This is a genomic window from Pseudomonas sp. CFBP 13727, from assembly GCF_014841915.1.
Classification (GTDB): domain Bacteria; phylum Pseudomonadota; class Gammaproteobacteria; order Pseudomonadales; family Pseudomonadaceae; genus Aquipseudomonas; species Aquipseudomonas baltica.
Map to the genome: position 1 here is coordinate 1,413,606 of NZ_JACYUT010000001.1, position 26,262 is coordinate 1,439,867.

Below are 26,262 nucleotides of genomic sequence, written 5' to 3' on the forward strand. Positions count from 1 at the left end.
CATGGGCTTTCGCCTGACGAAGATTTACACGCGTACCGGCGACCAGGGCGAAACCGGGCTTGGCGATGGACGTCGGGTGCCCAAGGACCATCCGCGAGTCGAGGCTATTGGCGAAGTGGACACCTTGAACAGCCAGTTGGGCGTGCTGCTGGCGGGATTGACGGAAGATCCGCGCTTGAACGAGGTGTACGAGGTGCTTGCGCCCTGCCAGCATCGGCTGTTCGATCTGGGTGGTGAGTTGGCCATGCCCGCGTACCAGGCACTCGATGCTGGCGAAGTGCAGCGCCTGGAAACGGCCATCGATACCTGGAACGACGAAGTCGGCGCGTTGGAGAATTTCATCCTGCCAGGCGGTTCGATGCTGATCGCCCAGGCCCATGTCTGTCGCAGCCTGGCACGCAGTGCCGAGCGTCGCTGTCAGCAGCTCAATGCCGTGGAGCCTTTGTCAGCGGTGAGCCTGGCGTACATCAATCGGCTTTCGGACCTGCTGTTCGTGGCGGCGCGGATCATCGCTCGACGTCAGGCTATTGCCGAGATTCTTTGGCAGTCTGCCAAGCCGTGAGAGTGGCGCAGGCTGCAGGTCGCCAGTACCGCGTCAGGCAATGGATCTTGAGGGACCGCTGACGCGGCTTGCGCCGCTGCTACAGGGGCCAAGGGCGGCTACAGGGTTGGCCAGAACGCGCGGATGCCTGCAACGCCCTGCGCGCCAATTTCCCAGGCCTTCGGCTGATCCTGCGGACCGAGCCCGCCCAGCAGAAACACCGGCTGGTTGAAGCCCTCGATCAAACCACGCGCCCGATCCCACCCTATCGGCTGGGCATCGGGATGCGTGAGGGTCGGTTGCACCGGCGACAGGGTGATGAAATCCACCCCCATCTGCCGCGCCAGCGCCAGCTCCTCGGCGTCGTGACAAGAGGCCGCCAGCCAACGCTCCTGAGGAAACGGCCGGCCCTTGCTGGCGTACTTGCGCAACTGCGCCGACGTCAGGTGCCAACCGGCCGAAGGGAAATCGCCCAGCCATTCCAGCGGCCCCTTGAGCATCAACTGGGCCTTGCCGGCGCACAACCCCACTGCATCCACCGCCAGGTCGCGGTACTGCGGATCGTAGCCATTGGGTGCACGCAGCTGCAGCAGCTTGATGCCACCGGCAATCGCCTTCTGCATCCCGCGCAACAAGGTCGGGTTATCGAGCCCATCCGGAGTGATGAGATATTCACCGGGCAGGCTCGCTGCCGCGACGATGGGACGATTGGCTGCCGGAAACTCGTAGCCCGGCAACTCGCGGGCCTTGACCCACGCCACGGGTTGACCTTCGACGCCGTGCGGCTGGCCAGTGAACTCGGTCACTTCCCAGACATCCAGCAGCACCTGCTTATCGGCATAGTCGTGATGCACCTTGATCAATGGCCGCGCCTGGCCGACCTCGATCCCCAGTTCTTCGCGCAGCTCCCGCGCCAGCGCCGTCTGCACCGTCTCGCCGGCCTCGACCTTGCCGCCGGGAAACTCCCATAAACCGCCCTGGTGCTGGGCATCGGCACGGCGGGCAATCAAGATACGGTTATCTGCGCCACGGATCACCGCGGCGGCTACATGCACTCGTTTCACGCATTCTCCAGGCCGCACTGAGCTACCAACGCCCAGGTGCACCATGGAGCACACCCGGGCCTGACCGTCAGGTACGGTATTCGGCGTTGATCTTCACATATTCATGGGACAGGTCGGTGGTCCAGATGGTCTCGCTGCAATCGCCGCGGCCCAGCTCGATACGAATGCCGATTTCTGCCTGCGCCATCACCGCCGAACCCTGCTCCTCGGTATAGGTGGCCGCACGCGCGCCACGACTGGCGATGCACACCTCGCCCAGGAACACATCGATCTTGCTGACATCCAGTTCCGGCACGCCTGCACGGCCGACGGCCGCCAGGATGCGCCCCCAGTTCGGATCGGAGGCGAACAATGCGGTCTTGATCAGCGGCGAGTGAGCCACGGTGTAGGCCACATCCAGGCATTCCTGGTGGTTGCTGCCGCCGTTGACCTGGACGGTGACGAACTTGGTTGCCCCTTCACCGTCGCGCACGATGGCCTGGGCCACTTCCATGCACACTTCGAAGACCGCCTGCTTCAGCGCCGCGAACAACGGCCCGCTGGCCTCGCCGACCTCCGGCAATGCCGCCTGCCCGGTAGCCACCAGCATGCAACAGTCGTTGGTCGACGTGTCGCCGTCGATGGTGATGCGGTTGAACGACTTGTTGGCGCCGTCGCGCAGCAGATCCTGCAGTACGTGGGGCGCGACCTTGGCGTCGGTGGCAATGTAGCCAAGCATGGTCGCCATATTTGGCCGGATCATGCCCGCACCTTTGCTGATCCCGGTCACGGTGACCGTCACGCCGTCGTGCTGGAACTGGCGGCTGGCGCCTTTGGGCAGGGTATCGGTGGTCATGATGCCAGTGGCCGCGGCGGCCCAGTTATCCACCGACAGGTCGTCGAGAGCGGCCTGCAGGGCCCCTTCGATCTTCTCCACGGGCAGAGGCTCGCCGATCACTCCGGTGGAAAACGGCAGCACGGCGCTGGCGTCCACCCCGGCCAATTCGGCGAGCCGCGCCGTGGTGCGCTCGGCGGCAGCCAGGCCGGGCTCACCGGTACCGGCGTTGGCATTGCCGGTGTTGGTCAGCAGGTAACGCACAGCGCCGCCCACGCGCTGCCGGGAGACGATGACCGGTGCCGCACAGAACGCATTCAGGGTGAACACGCCAGCGACGCTGGAACCCTCGGCGCAGCGCATGACCACCACGTCCTTGCGGCCGGGGCGTTTGATGCCGGCGCTGGAGATGCCCAGCTCGAAACCGGGAACCGCATGCAGCGTGGGCAGTGGACCAAGACCAACAGCCATGTGAGCACTCCTTTGAAGACTGTACGGCGTAGCGTCGACGCCGCCATTGAATGGACGAACGCCGCGATCGGATCACCGAAATCCACCGCAGGAGCGGTCAGCGGCCGCGAAACAGACGACGCGGTATACCTGCCAGACCGTGTCGTACTTTTCGCGGCCACTGACCGCTCCTACGGGGAGCCGGCGTCAGTCGCGGCGTGCTATTGCTTGAAGCAACGTGCGGCAATCAGTCGATCTTGCCGTGGCAATGCTTGAATTTCTTGCCTGAACCACACCAGCACAGCTCGTTGCGGCCCAGTTTCTGGTCATTGCGCACCGGCTCCGACACTGTGGCGGCAATCACTTCGGCGTCCTCCGCCAAGGCTTCAGGCTGATCCAGGCCTGGCGCAGGAGCGTGTTCGAACTGCATGCGCGCAGCCAGCTCCTCGGCATCGCGACGCAGGCGCGCCTCTTCCTCGACCGGATCTTCGCGGCGCACCTGAACGTGGGAAAGCACACGGATGGTGTCGCGCTTGATCGAATCCAGCAGCTCCTGGAACAGGCTGAACGACTCGCGCTTGTATTCCTGCTTCGGGTTCTTCTGGGCGTAGCCGCGCAGGTGGATACCGTGACGCAGGTGGTCCATGGTCGACAGGTGATCTTTCCACAGGTCGTCGAGCACGCGCAGCAGGATCTGCTTCTCGAAGGTGCGCAACGCATCGGCGCTGGCCTGGTCTTCCTTCTCGGTGTAGGCCGCCAGCAGCTCGGCCATGACTTTCTCGCGCAGCGTTTCTTCGTAGAGCTTGTCGTCGGCGTCCAGCCACTGCTGGATCGGCAGGCTCACACCGAAATCGGTCTGCAGCGCCGCTTCCAGACCGGCCACGTCCCACTGCTCGGGCAGCGACTGTGGCGGAATGTGCTGGGCGAACAGCTGGCCCAGCACTTCCTGGCGGAAGTCGGCAATGGTGTCACCGACGTTGTCGGACGCCAGCAGACTGTTGCGCATGTGGTAGATGACCTTGCGCTGCTCGTTGGCGACATCGTCGAATTCGAGCAATTGCTTGCGGATGTCGAAGTTGCGGCCTTCGACCTTGCGCTGGGCCTTTTCGATGGCGTTGGTCACCATGCGATGTTCGATGGCTTCACCGGACTGCATGCCCAGCGCCTTCATGAAGTTCTTCACCCGGTCGGACGCGAAGATGCGCATCAGGCTGTCTTCCAGCGACAGGTAGAAGCGGCTGGAACCGGCATCACCCTGGCGACCGGCACGGCCACGCAACTGATTGTCGATACGGCGTGATTCGTGACGCTCGGAGGCGATCACATGCAGGCCACCGGATTCGAGCACCTGCTGGTGACGCTTCTGCCAGTCGGCCTTGATCTGGGCAATCTGCTCCGGCGACGGGTCCTCGAGGGAAGCCACTTCGACCTCCCAGTTGCCGCCCAGAAGAATGTCGGTACCACGGCCAGCCATGTTGGTGGCAATGGTCAGCGCACCCGGACGACCGGCCTGCGCGATGATCTCGGCTTCCTTCTCGTGGAACTTGGCGTTGAGCACCTTGTGCTCGATGCCTTCCTGGTTGAGCAGGCGCGACATGTGTTCGGAGGTTTCGATGGTGGCAGTACCCACCAGCACCGGCCGGCCCTGGGCCATGCTTTCCTTGATGTCGGTGACGATGGCGGCGTATTTCTCGTCCGCAGTCAGGTACACCAAGTCGTTGAAGTCCTTGCGCGCGAGCGGCTTGTTCGGCGGAATGACCATCACGTTGAGCTGATAGATCTGGGCGAATTCGAACGCCTCGGTATCGGCCGTACCGGTCATGCCCGACAGTTTGTTGTACAGGCGGAAGTAGTTCTGGAACGTGGTCGAGGCGAGCGTCTGGCTCTCGGCCTGAATGTTCAGGTTTTCCTTGGCCTCGATGGCCTGGTGCAGGCCCTCGGAAAGGCGACGGCCCGGCATGGTACGACCGGTGTGCTCGTCGACCAGCAGGATCTGGCCGTCCTGGACGATGTACTCGACGTTGCGGTTGAACAGCTTGTGCGCACGCAGGCCGGCATACACGTGGGTCAGCAGGCCCAGGTTGTGCGCCGAATAAAGGCTCTCGCCCTCGGCCAGCAGACCGGCGCGGGTGAGCATTTCCTCGATGTACTGGTGGCCGGCTTCGTTGAGTTCGACCTGACGGGTCTTCTCGTCGATGCTGTAGTGGCCTTCCTTGGTGACCTGGCCTTCCACTTCCTCGATGTGCTGCTCGAGTTGCGGAATCAGGCGGTTGATTTCGGTGTACAGCTTGGAGCTATCCTCGGCCTGACCGGAAATGATCAGCGGCGTGCGGGCTTCGTCGATGAGGATGGAGTCGACTTCGTCGATCACGGCGAAATTCAGCTCGCGCTGGAATTTCTCTTCCACGCTGAACGCCATGTTGTCGCGCAAATAGTCGAAACCGAATTCGTTGTTGGTGCCGTAGGTGATGTCGGCAGCGTAGGCCAGACGCTTCTCGTCCGGCGGCGCGAACGGCGTGACCACGCCCACGGTCAGGCCCAGGTACTCGTACAGCGGACGCATCCAGTTGGCGTCGCGACGGGCCAGGTAGTCGTTGACCGTGACCACATGCACGCCCTTGCCGGACAGCGCATTGAGGTAAACGCCCAGGGTCGCCACCAGGGTCTTGCCTTCACCTGTACGCATTTCGGCGATCATGCCTTCGTGCAGGGTGAGGCCGCCGATCAGCTGGACATCGAAGTGCCGCATGCCCATGACGCGCTTGCCGGCTTCGCGGCACACGGCGAAAGCTTCGGGCAGCAGTTGGTCGAGGGTCTCGCCTTTTGCCAGGCGGGCCTTGAACTCTGCGGTCTTGGCGCGCAGCTGCTCGTCCGAAAGGGCCACCATCTGCTCTTCGAAGGCATTGACGGCTTGTACCGTCTTGAGCATGCGTCGTACTTCACGCTCGTTCTTGCTTCCAAAAAGTTTCTTTAACAAAGGCGCAAACATATTGGCAGGATCTTCCACACATAGGGATGGAGGGCGGCCCCGTGAGTCGCCCGTGCAGCCCTCATGGCCGCATGCGAACGAGCATTCTACCCGGAAACGATGGAGAGGAAAGTGGCGCGATGTCCACGATGCTGGCACAGCGTTGTGACGGGGCGGTTTTACAATAAGGGCTTTTTCGCCAACTTCAACCCGCAAGCTGCAGATGTCATCTATTCGAACGTTCACAGGCCCGCCGGTGTACCCACGTAAAACGGTGACGACAAGGGATTCTGTTAACATGCCGACTCTGTAACCTCAGGTGTATCTCCATGGTCTTTCGGCCCCTGCCCGCCCGGGCACCAGCGGTGCTGCTGCGCGAAGCCAAGCCGCTCAAGGCCTTGTTCAGCCATGCCCAGCGCCTTTCGCACCTGCAGCGCCTGCTCGAGAGCCAGCTGCAGCCTGCGGCGCGCGAGCATTGCTACGTTGCCTCGTGGCGCGAAGGCAGCCTGTTGCTGATCGTCACCGACGGCCACTGGGCTACGCGCCTGCGCTATCAGCAAAAGCGACTGCAGCGCGACCTGCAGGCCCTGGAGGAATTCGGCAGCCTGACCCGTATCCTGTTCAAGGTGCAGCCGCCCACGGTGCAGAGCAAGGCCGGAGAGCGCAGCATCGATCTGTCCATCGGCGCGGGCGAGAACATTCAGGCCACCGCCGACGGCATCAGCGATCCGAATCTGCGCGCCGCGCTTGAGCGCCTGGCAGCCCACGCCAAACGCGTGCGCTGAACCCACTGGCAATGCCGTGGGCAACCTGAACGCCACGCAAAAAAAAGCCACCCAATGGGTGGCCTATAAAATGTGTAACCAGAAAAGAGAGGTTGTATCAACCCAACGCAGCTGGCCGCATGTAGGAGATCGGTACCGTACTGGCATCTTCGAACGTGACCACTTCCCACGCATCGTCCTGCTCGAGCAGACGACGCAGAAGCTGGTTGTTCAGTGCGTGGCCCGACTTGTAGCCACGGAATTCGCCAATCAGGCTGTTGCCTAGCTGATAGAGATCGCCGATTGCATCGAGGATCTTGTGCTTGACGAACTCGTCTTCGTAACGAAGACCGTCCTCGTTCATGACGCCTGCCTCGTCCACCACGATAGCGTTCTCGACGCTGCCGCCCAGTGCACGATTGTGCTTGCGCAGGTACTCAAGGTCGCTCATGAAACCGAACGTGCGAGCGCGACTGACTTCCTTCACGAAGGACGTGCTGGAGAAGTCGACACTGGCACTCTGGGTGCGATCCTTGAAGACAGGATGATCGAAATCTATCTCGAAGCTCACCTTGAAACCTTCGAAAGGCAGGAAGGTGGCGCGCTTGTCGCCCTCCGTCACTGTCACTTCACGCAGGATGCGGATGAATTTCTTCGGCGCGTCCTGTTCTTCCAGGCCAGCCGATTGAATCAGGAATACGAACGGTCCGGCGCTGCCATCCATGATCGGCACTTCGGACGCGGAGAGCTCGACGTAGGCGTTATCGATTCCCAGGCCCGCCATGGCCGACAGTAGATGCTCTACGGTATCGACCTTGACATCGCCATTGACCAAAGTGGTGGACATCGTGGTAGCGCCGACATTGTGGGCGCGCGCAGGAATCTGCACGACCGGATCAAGGTCGACACGGCAGAACACGATGCCGGTATCCACGGGCGCAGGCTTCAAGGTCAGGTAGACCTTCTCACCGGAGTGCAGACCGACGCCTGTGGCACGGATAATATTCTTCAGGGTGCGTTGTTTAATCATGGCATTGGCCGCTTCAGCGCAAATTGCGAACTGGTATCAACAAAGGCTGGCGATGATAGCAGACCGAACCTTTGCTGAACACCAATCACCCTAATACCCCTGATAAATTGCATCAATCGGCCTGACGACGCAGGAAGGCCGGGATGTCCAGATAATCCAGGTCATCCTGTGGGTTCAGCTTGGCCGCTGCAGCAGCACCGGCGTGAGCCTGGTTGCGCATCACGGTCGGACGATCCAGGTCGCGGTAGTTCACCGACGGTGCGTCCTGGCGAGCCGGCTGCTGCGACGGTGGCGGCGTCTGCGCTGCGGTCTGCATGGTGTTGTCGATGACCTTCACAGGTTTCTCGATCTTCGCGCCCAGGCCGGTGGCCACGACGGTCACGTGCAGCTCGTCGCGCATGTCCGGGTCGATGACGGTACCCACCTTGACCATCGCGTGGTCGGAGGCGAACGCTTCGATGATGCTACCCACGTCGGAGTATTCACCCAGCGACAGGTCGGGACCTGCGGTGATGTTGACCAGAATGCCGCGAGCGCCCTGCAGGTTGACGTCCTCGAGCAGCGGGTTGCGAATGGCCGCTTCGGTGGCCTCGCGCGCGCGGTTCGGGCCGCTGGCGCAGCCGGTCCCCATCATCGCCATGCCCATTTCGCTCATCACGGTACGCACGTCGGCGAAGTCGACGTTGATCATGCCCGGACGCTTGATGATGTCCGAGATACCGCGAACGGCACCGGCCAGCACGTCGTCGGCCTTGGCGAACGCCGACAGCAGGCTGGCGTCCTTGCCCAGGATGGTCAGCAGCTTCTCGTTGGGAATAGTGATCAACGAGTCGACGCTTTCGGACAGCATGCGAATGCCTTCGTCGGCGATCTGCATGCGCTTGCGGCCTTCGAACGGGAACGGACGGGTCACGACCGCAACGGTCAGGATGCCCATTTCCTTGGCCACTTCGGCGATGATCGGCGCAGCACCGGTACCGGTACCGCCGCCCATGCCGGTGGTGATGAAGACCATGTTGGTGCCTTGCAGCACTTCGGCGATGCGCTCGCGGTCTTCCATCGCGGCCTGACGGCCGACTTCAGGGTTGGCGCCAGCGCCCAGGCCCTTGGTCACACCGGTACCCAGCTGCAGGATGGTGCGCGCGCCGATGTTCTTGAGTGCCTGAGCATCGGTGTTGGCGCAGATGAATTCAACGCCTTCGATGTTGCTCTTGACCATGTGGTTGACGGCGTTGCCGCCGCCGCCGCCGACACCGATAACTTTGATTACCGGGCTTTGCGGGATGTTGTCTACGAGTTCGAACATGTGCCCTCTCCTTTCTCTATTTGTGTGCGCCTACCGCTACTGCCGTTTTGAATCAGAAATTGCCTTGCACCCAACGCTTCAGCCGTTCCAGCACCGGAGCCTTGGTGTCATCGCTGTAATTGCCGCTGTTGCTGATACCTGACAGGTTCAAGCCATCGGACTGTTTCTGCAGGCCATACATCAGCAGGCCCACGCCGGTGGAATAGATCGGGTTGCTGATGACGTCGCTCAGCCCCCGCACGCTATGCGGTACGCCCAGGCGCACCGGCATGTGGAAGATTTCTTCGGCCAGCTCGACCGCGCCTTCCATTTTTGCCGTACCACCGGTCAGCACGATGCCGGCCGGGATGAGGTCTTCGTAGCCGCTGCGACGCAGCTCGGCCTGAATCAGGGTGAACAGCTCGTCGTAGCGTGGCTCGACGACTTCGGCCAGCGCCTGGCGCGACAGCTCGCGCGGAGGACGGTCGCCGACACTGGGTACCTTGATGGTTTCGCCGGCGCCGGCCAGCTTGGCCAGGGCGCAGGCGTAACGGATCTTGATTTCTTCGGCGTACTGCGTCGGTGTGCGCAGGGCCATGGCGATGTCGTTGGTGACCTGATCGCCCGCGATGGGAATGACCGCGGTGTGGCGAATGGCGCCTTCGGTGAAGATGGCGATATCGGTGGTGCCGCCGCCGATGTCGACCAGGCAGACACCCAGCTCTTTCTCGTCATCGGTCAGCACCGAATAGGCCGAGGCCAGCTGCTCGAGAATGATGTCGTCGATTTCCAGGCCGCAGCGGCGCACGCACTTCTCGATGTTCTGCGCAGCGTTGACGGCGCAGGTGACCACATGGACCTTGGCTTCCAGACGCACGCCGGACATGCCCAGAGGCTCGCGCACGCCTTCCTGGTTGTCGATCACGTAGTCCTGCGGCAGGGTGTGCAATACGCGCTGGTCGGCGGGAATCGCCACGGCCTGGGCCGCGTCCAGAACCCGCTCCAGGTCAGCGGTGCTGACCTCGCGGTCGCGAATGGCCACGATACCATGGGAGTTCAGGCTGCGGATGTGGTTACCGGCGACGCCGACGAACGCCGAGTGAATGCGGCAACCGGCCATCAGCTGGGCTTCCTCGACCGCGCGCTGGATCGACGCCACGGTCGACTCGATGTTCACCACCACGCCCTTCTTCAGGCCGCGCGAGGGGTGGGTACCGATCCCGACGATGTCCAGCGTACCGTCGGCTGCCACCTCGCCCACCAGCGCCACCACCTTGGAGGTGCCGATGTCCAGCCCGACGATCATTTTGCCGCTTTGAACGTTTGCCATGGTCCTGCCTCTTGTCAATTCTTCGCGACGGCGGGCTTGTCCGCAGTCGGGGCGCTCGGTTCACGCCAGCCCACGGCCAGGCCGTTGGCATAGCGCAGGTCGATACGCGCGATATTCGTGATCTGGTCTTTGAGTGTCTTGTCGTAAATGGCGATAAAGCGGCGCATTTTTTCCAGCAAGTGGTCACGTCCCAGCAACAGCTCGATGCCCGGGCCGGCGCTTCCTGCGCCTGTGGTGAGAAACCAGCTGCCGCGTTCGGTCAGTTCCAGTCGGGCAACCGAATAGCCCAGTGGACGCAACATCTGACTCAGCACCTGGTATTGCTGCATCACCTGCTGTTGGGCCCGTACCGGGCCGAACAACTGCGGCAAGTGTTCGTAGTTGCCCAGTTCGCGAGGCGCGAACGCCTGGCCCTGGTTGTTGAGCAGCGATTCGTTGCCCCAGCGCGCGACCGGCAGTTGCTCCTCCAGGCGGATCACCACCTGGTCAGGCCACACCCGACGCACTTCGGCGTGGGCGATCCAGGGCATGGTTTCCAGCTCGGTGCGCATGCGGGTCAGGTCGATGCTGAAGAACGTCATGCCAACATAAGGCTGGATGCGCTCCTGCACCGACTGCTGGTTGATGTAGGCCAGGTCGCCCTGTACAGACACCTTGGTGATCGGGCGATCGGCGTAGGGCATCAGGTACTGGGCACCTTCGTAGGTGCCAAAGCCCAGACCCACCAACAGCACCGGCCACATCAGCTTCCTGAAGATGCTGAAATTGGCCTTGGGCAGGCGCACCGACAGTGGCTCCTTGGCCACCATACGGCTGGCGCCACGCGGCACCGGCTTGTTGCGGCCGATGGCGGGTGACTGATGGCGAATCATTGGGCCGTGCATGGTCTTAACCTCGCGCCTTGCAACTGGCAGCCAGAATCGCCAGCACCAACTGCTGGAAATCCAGGCCAGCCGCGTTCGCCGCCATGGGCACCAGGCTGTGATCGGTCATGCCTGGAGCGGTGTTGACTTCCAGCAGCCAGAAACGGCCCTGCTGGTCCTGCATCACATCCACACGCCCCCAACCCTGGATGCCGATGGCATCGCAGGCGCGGGCGCAGAGTTCGGTGAGTTCCTGTTCCTTGGCGGGAGCAAGGCCGCAGGGGATGCGGTACTGGGTATCGTTGGCGACGTACTTGGCGTCGTAGTCGTAGAACGTGTGGGGCGTGCCCAGCGCAATCGCAGGCAGCATCTGGCCACGCAGCGTCGCGACGGTGAACTCGGGGCCGTGGACCCATTGTTCGACCAGCACTTGCGAATCGTAGGTGCTGGCGGCTTTCCAGGCGACGACCAGTTCGTCGACGCTGTTCACCTTGGCCATCCCGATGCTTGAACCTTCATGGGCGGGTTTGACGATCAAAGGGAAGCCCAGTTCCCCAGCGGCAAAAATACAATCCTGCTCGCTGGCCAGCACGGCGTGCGACGGGGTCGGCAGGCCGAGGCTCTGCCACACCTGCTTGGTGCGCAATTTGTCCATCGCCAAGGCGCTGGCAAGGATGCCGCTGCCGGTGTAGGGGATGCCCAGGCACTCGAGCAACCCTTGCATGCTGCCGTCTTCGCCGCCGCGGCCATGGAGGATGATGAACGCACGGTCGATCTTCTCCGCCTGCAGGCGGGCCAGCAGATCGTCGCCAACGTCGATGCCGAACGCGTCCACCCCGGCGCTCTGCAAGGCCTGCAGGCACGCGGCGCCCGATTTCAGCGACACCTCGCGCTCGGCGCTCTTGCCGCCGTAGAGCACGGCCACGCGACCGAAGTCACTGGGCATGATCTGCGAGCGCAGGGTGTTGGAATCCAGAATGTTCATTGCGATTTCTCCGAGGCCTGCGCGAACAGCGGGCTTTTGAGCAACTGCGGGGCAAGCCCGCCGATGTCACCGGCACCCTGGCACAGCAGGATGTCGCCTGCGCGCAGCAGCGGCTTGACCAGTGGCGCCAGCTCGACGCCGCGTTCGATGTAGATAGGGTCCAACTGGCCGCGCTGGCGGATGCTGTGGCACAGCTGACGGCTGTCGGCGCCGGGGATGGGTTCTTCGCCGGCCGGGTAGACCTCCATCAGCAGCAGCACATTGGCGTCGGCAAGCACCTGTACGAAATCGTCGTACAGGTCACGCGTGCGGCTGAAACGGTGCGGCTGATATACCATCACCAGACGTTTATCGGGCCAGCCACCGCGCACGGCGCTGATCACTGCCGCCACTTCGCGAGGGTGATGACCGTAGTCGTCGACCAGCATCACGCTGCCGCCTTCGACCGGCAATTCGCCATACACCTGGAAACGTCGACCCACGCCCTGGAAGCCGGAGAGGCCCTGGACGATGGCGCTGTCGCTGATGCCTTCATCGGTGGCAATGGCAATCGTCGCCAGGGCGTTGAGCACGTTGTGGTTGCCCGGCATGTTGACCGACACGTTGAGCGGCTCGCGGTCGCGGCGCAGCACCGTGAAGTGGGTCAGCATGCCCTGCTGGCGCACGTTGATGGCACGCACGTCGGCCTCTTCGCTGATGCCGTAGGTCAAGGTCGGCCGCGCGATCTGCGGGAGGATCTCGCGCACGACCGGGTCATCCAGGCACACCACGGCCAATCCGTAGAACGGCAGGTTGTGCAGGAACTCGACGAAGGTCTTCTTCAGAACGTTGAAGTCGTTGCCGTAGGTCGCCATGTGATCGGCGTCGATGTTGGTGACGACGGCCACCAGCGGCTGCAGGTGCAGGAAGCTGGCGTCCGACTCGTCGGCCTCGGCGATCAGGTAGCGGCTGGTGCCCAACTGGGCATTGGTGCCGGCCGCGTTGAGCCGGCCGCCGATGACGAATGTCGGGTCCAGGCCACCGGCCGCGAACACCGAGGCGATCAGGCTGGTGGTGGTGGTCTTGCCATGGGTGCCGGCCACGGCAATGCCATGCCGGTAGCGCATCAGCTCGGCCAGCATCTCGGCACGCGGCACCACTGGAATCCGCCGCTCCAGCGCGGTGGCGACTTCCGGGTTGCTGGTGTTGACCGCACTCGACACCACCAGCACGTCGGCGCTGGCGGCGTTCTCGGCACGGTGGCCGATGAAAATCTGCGCGCCGAACGACGTCAGTCGCTCGGTCACCGGCGAAGCCTTGAGGTCGGAACCGGACACATCGTAGCCCAGGTTCAACAGCACCTCGGCGATGCCGCACATGCCCACACCACCGATACCGACGAAGTGGATACGACGGATACGGCGCATTTCCGGTTGCGGAATGGCTCTCTGGTTCTCAACCATGGGCCACCTCCAGGCAGACGTCGACCACATTGCGCGTGGCATCGGGTTTGGCCAGGCGGCGGGCAGTGCTCGCCATGCTCAGGAGTTTTTCGGGTTGCATCAAAACCTCTTTCAGGCGCTCGGCAAGCTGTGCCGCGCCGGTTGTCGCTTGTGGCATCAGGAAGGCAGCGCCTTCGCGAGCCAGATAATCGGCATTGCGAGTCTGGTGGTCGTCGATCGCGTGGGGCAACGGCACCAGCAACGACGGCAGGCCGGCGGCCGCCAATTCGCTGATGGTCAACGCACCCGCGCGACACACCACCAGGTCGGCCCAGCCATACGCCTGGGCCATGTCCTTGATGAACGGCGCGACCTGCGCCTCGACACCGGCGGTGCGATAACGCTCGGCGGTGATTTCATCGTGTTGCTTGCCGGCCTGGTGGAACACCTCGGGGCGGTAGTGCGCAGGCACCTGAGCCAGGGCTTCGGGCAGCAGCTTGTTCAGCGGCTCGGCGCCCAGGCTGCCACCCAGTACCAGCAGACGCGGTTGGCGACCGATGAGTGCCTGACGCGGGGTTTCCATGAACAGCTCGGTACGCACCGGGTTGCCGGTGGTACGACGCTTGGCCGAGGCGGCGAAGGTGTCGGGGAAAGCTTCGCAGACCCGACTGGCGAAAGGCACCAATAGGCGATTGGCGGTACCGGCCACGGCATTCTGCTCGTGCACGATCACCGGCACGCCGGCCAGCCGCGCGGCGACGCCACCGGGCCCGGTCAGGTAACCACCGAAGCCGACCACGCACACCGGCTGCAGCCGGGCGATGATGCGGCGCGCCTGGAACACGGCCTTGCAAATGGCGAACGGCGCCTTGAGCAGAGCCAGCCGGCTCTTGCCGCGCACACCGCTGACATCGATCAGGTGCAGTGGCAGGCCATTGGCAGGCACCAGCTCGTTCTCGATCCCGCGCGGCGTGCCCAGCCAGTGCACGCTGAAACCGCGCGCCTGGAATTCCCGTGCGCAGGCCAGCGCCGGGAACACATGACCCCCGGTACCGCCCGCCATGATCAGCACATTGCCTTTACCGGCCATGGGGCGTCTCCTCGGCGAAATCGCTCTCGCTGAATTCCACCTCTTCGCTGCCCAGGTGCGAACGGCTTTCCCATTCGATGCGCAGCAGCAGCCCCAGACAGGCGCAGCAGATCACCAGCGAACTGCCGCCGTAGCTGAGAAACGGCAAGGTCAGACCCTTGGTCGGCAGCAGGCCGACGTTCACGCCAATGTTGATCAGGAACTGGCCGATCCACAGGAACGACAGCCCATAGGCCACGTACGCGGCGAAATACTGTTTGGCCCGCTCGGCCCAGTAACCGATGTACATGCCGCGGATACAGACGAACACGAACAAGGCCACGGTGCACAGTGAACCGATCACCCCCAGCTCCTCGGCCAGTACCGAGAACACGAAGTCGGTGTGCGCTTCGGGCAGGTAGAACTGCTTCTGCACGCTGTTGCCCAGGCCAACGCCGAACCACTGGCCACGGCCAAAGGCGATCAGTGCCTGGGTCAATTGATAGCCCGAGCCGAACTGGTCGCTCCACGGGTCGGTGAAGGTGATCAGCCGCGCCATGCGGTACGGCTGCGCCTGGACCAGCACGAACACCGCACCGACCGCCAGAGCCACCATCAAGGCGAAGCGGAACAGGCCCACCCCACCGAGGAACAGCATCGCCGCCGCTGCGCCCATCATCACCACCGTGGCGCCGAAGTCCGGCTCCATCAGCAGCAGCCCGGCCATCGGCAACAGCACGAAGAACGGCTTGAAGAAGCCCATCCAGCTGTCGCGGACTTCCTGCTGGCGACGCACCAGATAGCCGGCCAGGAAGATCACCACGAACACCTTGGCGATTTCCGAAGGCTGCACGTTGAACATGCCGAAGCCGATCCAGCGCATCGAACCGTTCACTTCGCGGCCAATGCCTGGCAACAGCACCATCACCAGCAAGCCGAAGGCGGCGATCAGCAGCGTACCGCCCAGGCGCTGCCAGGTGGCGATGGGCACCATCATGGTGACGATGCAGGTACCGATACCGATCACCAGGTAGACCAGGTGCCGGATCATCATCGACAGCGAATTGCCCGAGTTGACCGCAGCTACTTCCGAAGAGGCCGAGGTGATCATCACCAGGCCCAGGCCGAGCAATGCCAGGCAGCCCGCGAGCATGGCGAAGTCGATGTCGATCCCGCGGCCACTGATCAGCGGCGAGGGAAATGGCTTGATGACACCAAAGATCATGACAAGCCCTCCACTGCCTGGGCGAACCGCCGCCCGCGTTCTTCGTAATTCTTGAACATGTCCAGACTCGCGCAGGCCGGTGACAGCAACACGGCATCGCCGGGCTGCGCCAGTTCGGCACACTGCTGAACCGCTTCCTCGATCGAGGCAACGGTAACTTGTGGAACGCCCGGCCCGGCCACGGCGGCGATGCGCGGGGCATCGCGGCCCAACAGCACCAGTGCCCGGCAGTGACGCTGGATGGGCTTGCCCAGCGCGGTGAAATCGGCGCCCTTGCCGTCGCCACCGGCGATCAGCACCAACTGGCCGTCGATATCGGCGCCCAGGCCTTCGATGGCGGCAATGGCAGCGCCGACGTTGGTGGCCTTGGAGTCGTCGTACCAGGCCACGCCATCGCGCTCGCGCAGCCACTGGCAACGGTGCGTCAGCCCGGTGAATTCACGCAGGCTGGCCAGCATGGCGTCGAACGGCAGACCTGCCGCGTGTCCCAGAGCGAGCGCGGCCAGGGCATTGGCCTGGTTGTGCGCGCCACGCACCTTGAGCGCGCTGACCGGCATCAGGTTCTCGAACTCGTAGGCCAGGTACTTCTGCCCGTCTTCCTCGCGCAGGCCGAAGGCCTTGAAGTCCGGCTTGTTCAAGCCGAAGGTCCAGCACGGCATGCCTTCGCCGATCAGCGGCCGGCTCAGGGCGTCCTGACGATTGAAGACGAACTTGCGCGCGCCACGGAAAATCCGGTGCTTGGCCAGGTGATAGGACGGCAGGCCGCTGTAGCGATCCATGTGGTCTTCACTGACGTTGAGCACTGTGGCCACTTCGGCATTGAGCTGATGGGTGGTTTCCAGCTGAAAGCTCGACAACTCCAGCACGTACAACTCGACGTCGTCAGCGAGCAGATCGAGCGCCGGCTCGCCGAGGTTGCCGCCCACGGCCACGCGCTTGCCAGCCGCAACCGCCATCTCGCCAACCAGGGTGGTCACGGTGCTCTTGGCATTGGAGCCGGTGATCGCCACGATCGGCGCCTTGGCATGCCGGGCGAACAGGTCGATGTCGCCGGACAGGTGCACGCCGCGCGCCGCCGCCTGTTGCAGGGCGGGGGTCGCCAGCGCCAGGCCGGGGCTCACGTAGAGCTCGTCGGCGCGGCACAGGAACTCCACGTCCAGCTCGCCGCAACGCACTTCCACCTGGGGATAGTCACGCTGTAGCGTCGCCAGTTCCGGCGGCGCTGCTCGCGTGTCGGCCACGGCAAACGCCACGCCCTGGCGCGCCAGGAAGCGCACCAGCGACATGCCGCTCTTGCCGAGGCCGACAACGATGCGGAAGTGGGAAGAAGCGATCAGAGACACTCGTTCTACCTCAGCTTCAGGGTGGCAAGGCCGATCAACACCAGAATCACGGTGATGATCCAGAAACGCACGATGACCCGAGGTTCGGGCCAGCCCTTGAGTTCGAAATGGTGATGGATCGGTGCCATGCGGAATACGCGGCGACCGGTCAGCTTGAACGAGGCGACCTGGATCACCACCGACAGCGTCTCGACGACGAAGATGCCGCCCATGATGAACAGGACGATCTCCTGACGCACGATCACCGCGATGGTGCCCAGCGCGGCGCCCAGCGCCAGCGCGCCGACGTCGCCCATGAACACCTGGGCCGGATAGGTGTTGAACCACAGGAAGCCCAGCCCGGCGCCGATCAGCGCGCCGCAGAAGACGATCAACTCACCCGCGCCCGGCACATAGGGAATCAGCAGGTATTCGGCGAACTTAATGTTGCCCGACAGATAGCAGAAAATCCCCAGCGCGCCGCCCACCATCACCGTCGGCAGAATCGCCAGGCCGTCGAGGCCATCGGTGAGGTTGACCGCATTGCTGGAGCCGACGATGACGAAGTAGGTCAGCACGATGAAGCCGGCACCCAATGGGATACTGGCGTCCTTGAGCATCGGGATGATCAGGGTGGTTTCCACCGGGCTGTTCGCGGTCATGAACAGGAACACCGCCGCACCCAGGCCGAACACCGATTGCCAGAAGTATTTCCAGCGGCTGGGCAGGCCGCGCGAGTTTTTCTCGATCACCTTGCGATAGTCGTCCACCCAGCCGATGCCACCGAACAACAGGGTGACGACCAGTACGACCCAGACGTAGCGATTGGACAGGTCGGCCCATAGCAGCGTGCTGATGGCGATGGCCGACAGAATGAGGGCGCCGCCCATGGTCGGCGTGCCGGATTTGGACAGGTGCGATTGTGGGCCATCGTTGCGCACCGCTTGGCCAATCTGACGAATCTGCAGGGTGCGGATCATCCAGGGGCCCAACCAGAGGGCCAGCGACAGCGCGGTCAGTACGCCCAGAATCCCGCGAAGGGTCAGGTACTGAAAGACCGCGAAGCCTTTGTAGAACTGTTGCAGAAATTCCGCCAGCAGCAGCAGCATCAGTGTTTCTCCCCGCCAGGACCGCACAGTGCCGCCACGATGTTTTCCATCGCCGCGCTGCGTGATCCCTTGATCAAAATAGTGGTAGTGGAACCCTGCTCGGCGCCCAGCGCCGCAATCAGGTCTGCCTGGTTGGCGAAGTGTCGGCCCTGAGCACCGAACGCAGCGACTGCGTGGCTCATCAATGGGCCCACCGCGTACAGCGCGTCGATTCTGCCGACCGCGTATTCACCGACCTGGCGATGGCCCGCTTCGGCCCAGGCGCCCAGTTCGCCGATATCGCCGAGAACCAGGACGGTACGCCCGGAAAAGCCGGCGAGTATATCGATTGCCGCACACATCGAGGTGGGGTTGGCGTTGTAGGTGTCGTCGATCACCCGCGCACCGTTGACCGCGAGCTGCGCCACGGTGCGGCCCTTGACCGGCTGCACCGCGTTGAGGCCTGCCTGGATGCCGGCCAGCGTCACACCCAGGGCATGGGCCGCGGCAGCGGCTGCCAGGGCATTGAGCACGTTGTGGGTACCGAGCAGGTTGAGCTGGACTGGCACCTCGCCGTCAGGGCCATGCAGGGTGAAGGACGGGCAGCCGCGCGCATCGCTGTGACGGGCGCTGGAATGAAAGTCAGCCTTGGCGTTGTCCAGCGAGAAGGTCAGCACGGCATGCTGGCCGGCACGCGCCTGCCAGATTGCAAAAGCCTTGTCGTCGAGATTGAGAACGGCCGTACCGCCCTCGCCCAGGCCTTCGAGAATCTCGCCCTTGGCTTCGACGATCTTTTCCGGGCCGCCGAATTCGCCGACGTGAGCGGTGCCCGCATTGGTGATCAGTGCTACCTGTGGACGCGTGAGGCCCACGGTGTAGGCGATTTCGCCCAGGCGCGACGCGCCCAGCTCGATCACCGCTGCCGTGTGCTGTGGCGCCAGCTCGAGCAGCGTCAGCGGCGCGCCCAGGTCATTGTTCAGGTTGCCACGGGTGGCCAGCACCGCACCTTGTGTACGCAGGATGCTGGCGAGCATTTCCTTGACCGTGGTCTTGCCGCTGGAGCCGGTGATGGCTGCCACCGGATGGCTGAACGCAGCGCGGTTCAGCGCACCGAGCTGACCCAGCGCCAGGCGCGTATCGGCCACCACCAGCTGGGGCAGCGTCGTGCCAGCAACTTCGCGTTGCACCAACGCGGCTACTGCTCCCTTGGCAGCCACCTCGTCGAGATAGTCATGGCCATCGAAGCGAGGACCGGCCAGCGCGACGAACAGATCGCCGGCAACGATGGCACGGCTGTCTATGCTGACGCCGTCGAAGCGCGCATCACCGCCACGCACGCGGCCTTGCAAGGCGTCGGCCAACTGGCTGAGGGTCATGGCGTCAAGCATCGACGGTCCCCCATGCGGCCAGGGCCTGTTCGGCCTGCTGCAGGTCGGAGAACGGCTGACGCTCACCATTGATCTCTTGATAGTCTTCGTGCCCCTTGCCGGCCAACACGATCACGTCATCGACCGAGGCAGCGCCTATCAGCTGGGCGATGGCCGCGCCACGGCCAGCCACGAACGTTGCGTTGGCGGCACTGGAGAAGCCGGCGCGAATGTCGTCGAAGATGCGCAGCGGATCTTCGCTGCGAGGGTTGTCGTCGGTCACCAGCACACGGTCGGCGAGACGCTCGGCCACCTCGGCCATCAATGGACGCTTGCCGCTGTCGCGATCACCGCCGCAGCCGAACAGGCACAGCAACCGGCCCTTGGCATGGGGGCGCAAGGCTTGCAGCACCTGGTCCAGAGCATCGGGCGTATGGGCATAGTCGACCACTACCAGCGGCTTGCTTGCGCCACCCAGGCGCTGCATGCGGCCAACAGGGCCTTCGACGTTGCGTATGACCTTGAGGATGTCGTCGAGCGGATAGGCCATGCCCATCAGCACCCCTACCGCCGCCAGTACGTTGCTCAAGTTGAAGCGCCCGAGCAGGCGGCTGCTCAGGCTGTATTCCCCGTGCGCGGTGACCAGGGTGGCGCGCACGCCGTGGTCGTCGAAGCGGGTGTCGCGGCAGAACAGCGTCGCGGCGCTGTCGGCGAGGCTGTAGGTGATCAAGCGTGAGTCCTGTTCCTGCTCGGCCAACTGCCGACCGAATTCGTCGTCCAGATTGAGCACGCGGCACTTGAGCCCCGGCCAGGCGAACAGCCGCGCCTTGGCCGCTGCATAGGCCTGCATGCTGCCGTGGTAGTCCAGATGGTCGCGAGACAGGTTGCTCAGCACCGCGATGTCGAAATCCAGCGCGGCCACGCGGCCTTGATCGAGCGCGTGCGACGACACTTCCATGGCCACGGCATGGGCACCGCCCTTTTTCAGGTCATACAAGGTGGACTGCACGGCGATCGGGTCGGGGGTCGTCAGTCGGCCGCTCTGCAGGGCGCCGTAGAAACCGGTGCCCAAGGTGCCGATCAGGCCGCAGTGCTCGCCCAGCGCATCGAGTGCCTGGGCGACCAGTTGGGTGATGCTGGTCTTGCCGTTGGTACCGGTCACGCCGACCAGATTGACCAGCCGACTCGGCTCGCCGTAGAAACGCCCGGCAATGCTCGACAGCTGCGCGATCAAGCCTTTCACGGGAATCAGTGGTACATCGGTGAGCGGCAGCACGGTGCTGCCATCCACTTCGTATGCCACGGCGGCGGCACCCAGCTTGAGGGCGTCGGCGATGTGCGCACGGCCATCGACTTTGCTTCCAGGCACGGCCAGGAACAGGTCGCCGGGGCGAACGTTGCGGCTGTCCAGGGTCAACTCGCGAATCAGCGGATCGCGGCTGGCTTCGGGAAAAAGCTTGCTCAGGGGCATGGTCATCAGCCGCGCCCTCCTTTTATCAATGGAGTCGCCGGTGCGGCGTTCACCTGCTGCTGTGGCACGGGCGGTGGCAGGTTGTCGGGCTGCACGTTCATCAGGCGCAACGTGCCGGACATCACCTTGCTGAACACTGGCGCGCTGACCAGACCACCGTAGTAGCCACCCTTGCTGGGTTCGTCGATCACCACCACGATGGCGTAGCGCGGGTCGCTCATCGGGCCGAACCCTGCGAACAGCGAGCGATAGGCGTTCTCGGTATACCCACGCGAGCCGATGGTGGCCTTGCGCGCGGTACCCGACTTGCCTGCCACGTGATACGAAGGCACCCGTGCGCGATAAACGCCGCGGGTGTCTTCGATGACTTGCTGAAGCATGCCCTGCACGGTCTTGGCGACCTTCTCGGGGATGACCTGCGCCGCGGTCGGCGGCTGGTCGCTCTTGAGAATGGTCAGCGGCACGATTCGGCCGTTGTTGGCGATCGCCGCATAGGCGTGCACCAGCTGCAGCGCCGTCACCGACAGGCCGTAGCCGTAGGACAGCGTCGCGGTCTCGGCCTTGCGCCATTCGCGATGGTTGGGCAGGTTGCCGACGCGCTCGCCCGGGAAGCCCAGGCCGGTGTACTGGCCCAGGCCGACCGCCGACATCACCCGGTAGATGCTTTCACCGCCGATGTCGAAGGCGACCTTGCTCATGCCCACGTTACTGGAGTTGATCAGGATGCCGGTCAGGTCGAGCACCGGGCCTTCGGTCTTGGTCACGTCCTTGATGGTGTAGCGGCCGATCTGCAAGGTACCGGGGTAGACGTCCACCTTGTCGGTGGGTTTCCAGCGGCCGGTTTCAAGCGCCGCACTCATCGAGATCGGCTTCATGGTCGAGCCCGGCTCGAACACGTCGATGATCGCCCGGTTGCGCATCGCCGCCGGCAACATGGTGCGGCGATTGTTGGGGTTGTAGGTAGGCTGGTTGACCATGGCCAGCACTTCGCCGGTCTTCACGTCCATGATGACCATGCTGCCGGCCTTGGCTTCGTTCTCGTTGATGGCGTTGCGCAGTTCGCGGCTGGCCAGGTATTGCAGGCGCAGGTCAATGGACAATGCCAAGGTCTTTCCGGCCTTGGCATTCTTGGTCACCTGGACGTCCTTGATCAGCCGGCCGCGCCGGTCCTTGATGACCTGACGCTTGCCGGGCACGCCGGCCAGCCACTCGTCATAGGCCAGCTCGACGCCTTCACGGCCGTGATCGTCGAGGTCGGTGAAACCGACCATGTGCGCAGTGACATCGCCGGCCGGATAGAACCGGCGGAATTCCTCGATGCCGTAGACACCCGGGGTTTTCAGGTCGAGCACCGAGGCGCCTTGTTCAGGCGTCAGGCCACGTACCAGGTAGATGAATTCCTTGCTCGCCTGCGCCTCGAGACGGGCGGCCAAAGCCTTGGGCTCCTGCCCAAGCGCGCGCGCCAGTTCGGGCCACTTGTCCTTGGACAGCTGCATTTCCTTGGGATTGGCCCACAGGGTGGTCACCGGCGTGCTCACGGCCAGAGGCTCGCCGTTGCGGTCGGTGATCAAACCACGGTGCGCAGGAATGGGGATGTGGCGCATGCTGCGCGCATCGCCCTGACCGATCAGGAAGTCACGGTTGATGACCTGCAGGTAGACGATCTGCGCAACGATACCGGCGACCAGCAGCAACAGCAGGCCGACCATCAGGCGGAACCGCCACGGGAACAAGGCCCCGTCGAGCTTCATCATGGCGACACCATGCGAATTTCAGCGGCATCCGGGATGCGCATTTTCAGTTGTTCGGCGGCCAGGGTTTCGATACGGCTGTGCGCGGTCCAGGTGCTTTGCTCCAGGATCAGGCGCCCCCACTCGGCCTGCGCCTTGTCGCGATCGCTGAGCTCGCCGTACAGCGTATTGAGCAACTGCCGATTGATGTGCGCACTGTAGGAAACGCCGATGGCCGAAACCAGCACGGCGATGAACAGCAGCAGCATGAGAAAACTGCCGCCTGGCAGCGGCTTGTTGAGGAGCTTGCTCATCGCAGCTTCTCCGCGACACGCATGACGGCGCTGCGCGAACGCGGGTTGGCCCTGAGCTCGGTTTCGGAGGCGAATTGCGCCTTGCCGTGCAGCTTGGCTTTGGGTACGAAGGCTTCGAAACGCACCGGCAGGTTGCGCGGCAGGTTGTCGGCTTCGCCCTTGGTCAGTTTGCGCATGAACAGTTTGACGATGCGGTCTTCCAGGGAATGAAAGCTGATCACTACCAGACGGCCGCCGATTTCCAGTGCATCGAGGGCAGCCTCGAGGCCTGCCTCGAGGTCGGCCAGTTCATTGTTGACGTGAATGCGCAGGCCCTGGAAGGCGCGGGTTGCCGGGTTCTTGCCCTTCTCCCACGCCGGGTTGGCAACCTTGAGCACCTCGGCCAGGTCGGCGGTGCGCTCGAACGGCTGCACTTCGCGACGCTGCACCACCGCACGTGCCATGCGCCGGGCGAAGCGCTCCTCGCCGTATTCCTTGAAGACGCGGGCGATTTCTTCCTCGGCAGCGGTTGCGATGAACTGGGCCGCGCTCATGCCGCGCGAAGGGTCCATGCGCATGTCCAGCGGGCCGTCATGCAGGAAGCTGAAGCCGCGCTCGGCATCGTCGAGCTGTGGCGATGAAACCCCCAGGTCGAGCAGGATGCCGCTGACCTTGCCATGCATGCCGCGCTCGCGCACTTCGGCGCCAAGTTCGGCAAAGCTGCGCTGTACAATGACAAAGCGGCCGTCTTCGGCCGCCAGCGCTTGCCCGGTGGCAATCGCTTGAGGGTCCTTGTCGAACCCCAACAGGCGGCCGTCGGGCCCCAGGTGGCGCAGGATCAGGCGGCTATGGCCGCCACGGCCGAAGGTGCCGTCCAGATAGCAACCATCGTCGCGCACGGCCAGAGCCTCGACGGCCTCGTCGAGCAGCACGGTGATGTGGTTGAAGCCGCTATCAATAGTCACAAGATCAAATCACGCAATTCTTCGGGCATGGCGCCCGGTTGTTGTATAGCTGCAAGGTCTGCCGCACTGACGGCATTCCACGCACCCTCGTCCCACAATTGAAACTTGTTCAGCTGGCCGACCAGCATCGCGTGCTTCTCCAGCCGGGCGTACTCGCGCAGGCGTGGAGGCACCAGGAAACGTCCGCTGCCGTCGAGCTCGAGGTCGACGGCATTGCCGATCAGCAGGCGCTGCAGGCGCCGGTTGCTTTCCACCAGCGATGGCAGGGCGCGAAGCTTGGCCTCGATGAGTTCCCATTCATCCAGCGGGTAGACACACAGGCAGGGGTCGATGGTATCGACCGTGATGATCAGCTGGCCGGCGCATTTGGAATCCAACTCGTCACGATACCGACTCGGCATTGCGAGCCGTCCCTTGGCATCGAGGTTGATCGGATTTGCTCCACGAAACACGTCGCGCTTCCCCTGAACTCAGACTTTTACACTCGAAAAACCCACTTTTCGCCACTTCCCGCCACTCGCGCACACTATAGGAACCCCCCCACCACACCGTCAAGGCGCGTCTGTAGGGAAAAGCCTTATAGATCGGAGATTTAGAACGCAAAATGAAGGGAAGACGGTATTTGAGACGCGTCGGGGAGGAACAAAGCCGTTTGAGTTCAAGCATCTGCGTCTTGAACTTAAAGTAGAGTCTCAAGACTAAGATTTTTTCGACATTACCAAAGGGGGTTTGGTAGCCGTTTTTTTCTGCGAAACAGCGCAAGGGACAACGAAGCGACGCGAAGGAAATAGGTGGAGAGTCGATCTGTAAGCCGGGTTTTGTCGAGGACAGTCATTCCTCTACGATGGCCATCGCTGGACACCTCTAGCAACCTACCCGGTTCCAACGCGGGCCGCGCCATATGGAACCCTATTTGATCTTGCTCCGAGTGGGGTTTACCTAGCCACGAACTGTTGCCAGACGTGCGGTGCGCTCTTACCGCACCTTTTCACCCTTACCGGCGCTTGCGCGCTTAGGCGGTTATTTTCTGTGGCACTTTCCGTAGGCTCGCGCCTCCCAGGCATTACCTGGCACTCTGCCCTATGGAGCCCGGACTTTCCTCCCCCCGCTCTGCCCAGCAACCTGGGTTGCGGAACAAAAACAGGCAGCGACTGTCCGATCGACTCTCCGGCGCGCAGGTTAACGACATGCACCGGCCAGGACAAGCTTTTATCGCTCCGATCGACCTGGAGCCGAACCAATCTCACGCCTTCTGCTTTTCCAGGGCCACCTGGTAGAGCAGATTCTTGCGCACGCCGGTGATCTCGGCCGCCACCGCGGCAGCGCGCTTGAGCGGCATCTCTGCCAGCAGCAGGTCCAGAATGCGCATGACTTCGGTGCTGACGGCCTCGTCGCTGACCGGCGCAGTCCATCCCGCCACCAGTACCACGCACTCGCCGCGCTGCTGATTGCTGTCGGCTTCCACGAATGCACGCAACTCGGACAGCGGCAGGCCTTTGAGGGTTTCAAAGGTTTTCGTCAATTCGCGCGCCAGCAGTGCAGAACGTTCACCGCCGAAGACTTTCTCCATGTCCTGCAGGCATTCGAGTATGCGATGCGGCGCCTCGTAGAAGATCAAGGTGCGCGGTTCTTCCCTGACCTGCTCCAGGCGCGCACAGCGACCGGCGGTCTTGGCCGGCAGGAAACCTTCGAAGATGAAACGGTCCGACGGCAGGCCAGCCGCCGACAGCGCCGCGATCAAGGCACAGGGACCGGGGACCGGCACTACCTGCACGCCCGCCGCACGCGCCTGACGCACCAGGTGATAACCGGGGTCGGAGATCAGCGGTGTACCCGCATCGGAAATCAGCGCGATGTCATCACCCGCCAGCAGCCGCTGGATGAAACGGCTGCCTTCGTCCCGCTCGTTGTGCTCGTGGCAGGCCGCCAGCGGCGTATTCAAACCGAAGTGCTGCATCAGACGCACCGAATGGCGGGTATCCTCGGCCGCGATCAACGCTACTTCGCCCAGGATCTTCAACGCGCGCGCGCTCATGTCGTCCAGATTGCCGATGGGCGTAGCCACTACATAAAGTGTGCCTAGGGTGGAATTAGAAGCGCTTGAAGCAGTCACAGCACACACCTTGTCGTTCGGCCAAACCCGCATTGTACAGGCTCCAGGCCAGCCAGTGCTCGCCCAGCGATCCGGCACGGCCGACGTGAAACATTTGCTTGTCC

22 protein-coding genes and 1 other RNA gene are annotated in these 26,262 nt (G+C 63.4%); 2 read left to right on the plus strand and 21 right to left on the minus strand.

What is annotated here, in order from left to right; translation table 11 throughout:
- The first annotated feature begins 1 nt into the window (after position 1).
- Positions 2-562 carry a cob(I)yrinic acid a,c-diamide adenosyltransferase gene (locus IFT76_RS06280; RefSeq protein ID WP_192057664.1) on the plus strand — a complete coding sequence of 187 codons (561 nt, stop codon included), beginning with the start codon at positions 2-4 and terminating at the stop codon, positions 560-562.
- A 98-nt stretch (positions 563-660) separates the two neighbouring features.
- On the opposite strand, the gene IFT76_RS06285 is transcribed toward IFT76_RS06280, so the two are convergent.
- The 3 genes from IFT76_RS06285 to secA all read right to left on the minus strand — a co-directional run bounded on the left by IFT76_RS06285 (position 661) and on the right by secA (position 5,858).
- Positions 661-1,605, minus strand: coding sequence for a Nudix family hydrolase (locus IFT76_RS06285; RefSeq protein ID WP_192057665.1), 945 nt, complete (start codon positions 1,603-1,605; stop codon positions 661-663).
- Between the two features lie 67 nt (positions 1,606-1,672).
- Entirely contained in the window at positions 1,673-2,890 is a 1,218-nt protein-coding gene (argJ, locus tag IFT76_RS06290; RefSeq protein WP_185794028.1) for a bifunctional glutamate N-acetyltransferase/amino-acid acetyltransferase ArgJ, read from the minus strand.
- Between the two features lie 226 nt (positions 2,891-3,116).
- The gene (gene secA / locus IFT76_RS06295; protein ID WP_192057666.1) at positions 3,117-5,858 is read right to left on the minus strand and encodes a preprotein translocase subunit SecA; all 2,742 of its coding nucleotides are present in this window, start codon (positions 5,856-5,858) and stop codon (positions 3,117-3,119) included.
- 308 nt (positions 5,859-6,166) lie between these two features.
- On the opposite strand from secA, the gene IFT76_RS06300 reads away from it, so the two are divergent.
- Positions 6,167-6,622 carry a DUF721 domain-containing protein gene (locus IFT76_RS06300; protein WP_122479460.1) on the plus strand — a complete coding sequence of 152 codons (456 nt, stop codon included), beginning with the start codon at positions 6,167-6,169 and terminating at the stop codon, positions 6,620-6,622.
- Positions 6,623-6,719: 97 nt separating this feature from the next.
- Here IFT76_RS06300 and lpxC read toward each other — a convergent pair whose 3' ends face one another.
- From lpxC to rsmI, 18 genes are all read right to left on the minus strand, one after another.
- The gene (gene lpxC, locus IFT76_RS06305) at positions 6,720-7,631 is read right to left on the minus strand and encodes a UDP-3-O-acyl-N-acetylglucosamine deacetylase (protein ID WP_043186858.1); all 912 of its coding nucleotides are present in this window, start codon (positions 7,629-7,631) and stop codon (positions 6,720-6,722) included.
- A 112-nt stretch (positions 7,632-7,743) separates the two neighbouring features.
- On the minus strand, positions 7,744-8,937 hold the full coding sequence (gene ftsZ, locus IFT76_RS06310) for a cell division protein FtsZ (RefSeq protein ID WP_049860625.1): 1,194 nt from the start codon (positions 8,935-8,937) through the stop codon (positions 7,744-7,746).
- A gap of 52 nt (positions 8,938-8,989) precedes the next feature.
- Positions 8,990-10,246 carry a cell division protein FtsA gene (gene ftsA / locus IFT76_RS06315; protein ID WP_122479461.1) on the minus strand — a complete coding sequence of 419 codons (1,257 nt, stop codon included), beginning with the start codon at positions 10,244-10,246 and terminating at the stop codon, positions 8,990-8,992.
- A 14-nt stretch (positions 10,247-10,260) separates the two neighbouring features.
- Positions 10,261-11,130, minus strand: coding sequence for a cell division protein FtsQ/DivIB (locus IFT76_RS06320; protein WP_122479462.1), 870 nt, complete (start codon positions 11,128-11,130; stop codon positions 10,261-10,263).
- A gap of 4 nt (positions 11,131-11,134) precedes the next feature.
- Positions 11,135-12,094 (minus strand): D-alanine--D-alanine ligase, encoded by a 960-nt coding sequence (locus tag IFT76_RS06325; protein WP_192053610.1) that lies wholly within the window; start codon positions 12,092-12,094, stop codon positions 11,135-11,137.
- Positions 12,091-13,536, minus strand: coding sequence for a UDP-N-acetylmuramate--L-alanine ligase (gene murC / locus IFT76_RS06330; RefSeq protein WP_122713415.1), 1,446 nt, complete (start codon positions 13,534-13,536; stop codon positions 12,091-12,093). Before murC ends, IFT76_RS06325 begins: the two co-directional genes overlap by 4 nt.
- Positions 13,529-14,605, minus strand: coding sequence for an undecaprenyldiphospho-muramoylpentapeptide beta-N-acetylglucosaminyltransferase (gene murG / locus IFT76_RS06335; RefSeq protein ID WP_122479465.1), 1,077 nt, complete (start codon positions 14,603-14,605; stop codon positions 13,529-13,531). The genes murC and murG overlap by 8 nt, the downstream gene beginning before the upstream one ends.
- Positions 14,595-15,809, minus strand: coding sequence for a putative lipid II flippase FtsW (gene ftsW / locus IFT76_RS06340; protein ID WP_122479466.1), 1,215 nt, complete (start codon positions 15,807-15,809; stop codon positions 14,595-14,597). Before ftsW ends, murG begins: the two co-directional genes overlap by 11 nt.
- Positions 15,806-17,152 (minus strand): UDP-N-acetylmuramoyl-L-alanine--D-glutamate ligase, encoded by a 1,347-nt coding sequence (gene murD / locus IFT76_RS06345; protein ID WP_192057667.1) that lies wholly within the window; start codon positions 17,150-17,152, stop codon positions 15,806-15,808. The genes ftsW and murD overlap by 4 nt, the downstream gene beginning before the upstream one ends.
- 5 nt (positions 17,153-17,157) lie before the next feature.
- Entirely contained in the window at positions 17,158-18,240 is a 1,083-nt protein-coding gene (mraY, locus tag IFT76_RS06350; protein WP_122479468.1) for a phospho-N-acetylmuramoyl-pentapeptide-transferase, read from the minus strand.
- On the minus strand, positions 18,240-19,607 hold the full coding sequence (locus IFT76_RS06355) for a UDP-N-acetylmuramoyl-tripeptide--D-alanyl-D-alanine ligase (RefSeq protein ID WP_192053605.1): 1,368 nt from the start codon (positions 19,605-19,607) through the stop codon (positions 18,240-18,242). Before IFT76_RS06355 ends, mraY begins: the two co-directional genes overlap by 1 nt.
- Positions 19,600-21,063, minus strand: a complete 1,464-nt coding sequence (locus IFT76_RS06360) for a UDP-N-acetylmuramoyl-L-alanyl-D-glutamate--2,6-diaminopimelate ligase (RefSeq protein ID WP_192057668.1) — start codon at positions 21,061-21,063, stop codon at positions 19,600-19,602. The genes IFT76_RS06355 and IFT76_RS06360 overlap by 8 nt, the downstream gene beginning before the upstream one ends.
- On the minus strand, positions 21,063-22,808 hold the full coding sequence (locus IFT76_RS06365; protein WP_163007622.1) for a peptidoglycan D,D-transpeptidase FtsI family protein: 1,746 nt from the start codon (positions 22,806-22,808) through the stop codon (positions 21,063-21,065). Before IFT76_RS06365 ends, IFT76_RS06360 begins: the two co-directional genes overlap by 1 nt.
- Entirely contained in the window at positions 22,808-23,101 is a 294-nt protein-coding gene (ftsL, locus tag IFT76_RS06370) for a cell division protein FtsL (RefSeq protein ID WP_122479472.1), read from the minus strand. Before ftsL ends, IFT76_RS06365 begins: the two co-directional genes overlap by 1 nt.
- Entirely contained in the window at positions 23,098-24,045 is a 948-nt protein-coding gene (rsmH, locus tag IFT76_RS06375; protein WP_163007610.1) for a 16S rRNA (cytosine(1402)-N(4))-methyltransferase RsmH, read from the minus strand. Before rsmH ends, ftsL begins: the two co-directional genes overlap by 4 nt.
- On the minus strand, positions 24,042-24,497 hold the full coding sequence (gene mraZ, locus IFT76_RS06380) for a division/cell wall cluster transcriptional repressor MraZ (protein WP_192057669.1): 456 nt from the start codon (positions 24,495-24,497) through the stop codon (positions 24,042-24,044). The genes rsmH and mraZ overlap by 4 nt, the downstream gene beginning before the upstream one ends.
- A gap of 339 nt (positions 24,498-24,836) precedes the next feature.
- Positions 24,837-25,212: RNase P RNA component class A (rnpB, locus tag IFT76_RS06385), an RNA gene on the minus strand.
- A 76-nt stretch (positions 25,213-25,288) separates the two neighbouring features.
- Positions 25,289-26,191, minus strand: a complete 903-nt coding sequence (gene rsmI / locus IFT76_RS06390) for a 16S rRNA (cytidine(1402)-2'-O)-methyltransferase (RefSeq protein WP_192057670.1) — start codon at positions 26,189-26,191, stop codon at positions 25,289-25,291.
- Positions 26,192-26,262: the final 71 nt, after the last annotated feature.

Coding starts and splice junctions, on each gene's coding strand:
- IFT76_RS06280 (WP_192057664.1), top strand. CDS start 2: ATGGGCTTTCGCCTGACGAAGATTTACACGCGTACCGGCGACCAGGGC.
- argJ (WP_185794028.1), bottom strand. CDS start 2,890: ATGGCTGTTGGTCTTGGTCCACTGCCCACGCTGCATGCGGTTCCCGGT.
- secA (WP_192057666.1), bottom strand. CDS start 5,858: ATGTTTGCGCCTTTGTTAAAGAAACTTTTTGGAAGCAAGAACGAGCGT.
- IFT76_RS06300 (WP_122479460.1), top strand. CDS start 6,167: ATGGTCTTTCGGCCCCTGCCCGCCCGGGCACCAGCGGTGCTGCTGCGC.
- lpxC (WP_043186858.1), bottom strand. CDS start 7,631: ATGATTAAACAACGCACCCTGAAGAATATTATCCGTGCCACAGGCGTC.
- ftsZ (WP_049860625.1), bottom strand. CDS start 8,937: ATGTTCGAACTCGTAGACAACATCCCGCAAAGCCCGGTAATCAAAGTT.
- ftsA (WP_122479461.1), bottom strand. CDS start 10,246: ATGGCAAACGTTCAAAGCGGCAAAATGATCGTCGGGCTGGACATCGGC.
- IFT76_RS06320 (WP_122479462.1), bottom strand. CDS start 11,130: ATGCACGGCCCAATGATTCGCCATCAGTCACCCGCCATCGGCCGCAAC.
- IFT76_RS06325 (WP_192053610.1), bottom strand. CDS start 12,094: ATGAACATTCTGGATTCCAACACCCTGCGCTCGCAGATCATGCCCAGT.
- murC (WP_122713415.1), bottom strand. CDS start 13,536: ATGGTTGAGAACCAGAGAGCCATTCCGCAACCGGAAATGCGCCGTATC.
- murG (WP_122479465.1), bottom strand. CDS start 14,605: ATGGCCGGTAAAGGCAATGTGCTGATCATGGCGGGCGGTACCGGGGGT.
- ftsW (WP_122479466.1), bottom strand. CDS start 15,809: ATGATCTTTGGTGTCATCAAGCCATTTCCCTCGCCGCTGATCAGTGGC.
- mraY (WP_122479468.1), bottom strand. CDS start 18,240: ATGCTGCTGCTGCTGGCGGAATTTCTGCAACAGTTCTACAAAGGCTTC.
- IFT76_RS06355 (WP_192053605.1), bottom strand. CDS start 19,607: ATGCTTGACGCCATGACCCTCAGCCAGTTGGCCGACGCCTTGCAAGGC.
- IFT76_RS06360 (WP_192057668.1), bottom strand. CDS start 21,063: ATGACCATGCCCCTGAGCAAGCTTTTTCCCGAAGCCAGCCGCGATCCG.
- IFT76_RS06365 (WP_163007622.1), bottom strand. CDS start 22,808: ATGAAGCTCGACGGGGCCTTGTTCCCGTGGCGGTTCCGCCTGATGGTC.
- ftsL (WP_122479472.1), bottom strand. CDS start 23,101: ATGAGCAAGCTCCTCAACAAGCCGCTGCCAGGCGGCAGTTTTCTCATG.
- rsmI (WP_192057670.1), bottom strand. CDS start 26,191: ATGCGGGTTTGGCCGAACGACAAGGTGTGTGCTGTGACTGCTTCAAGC.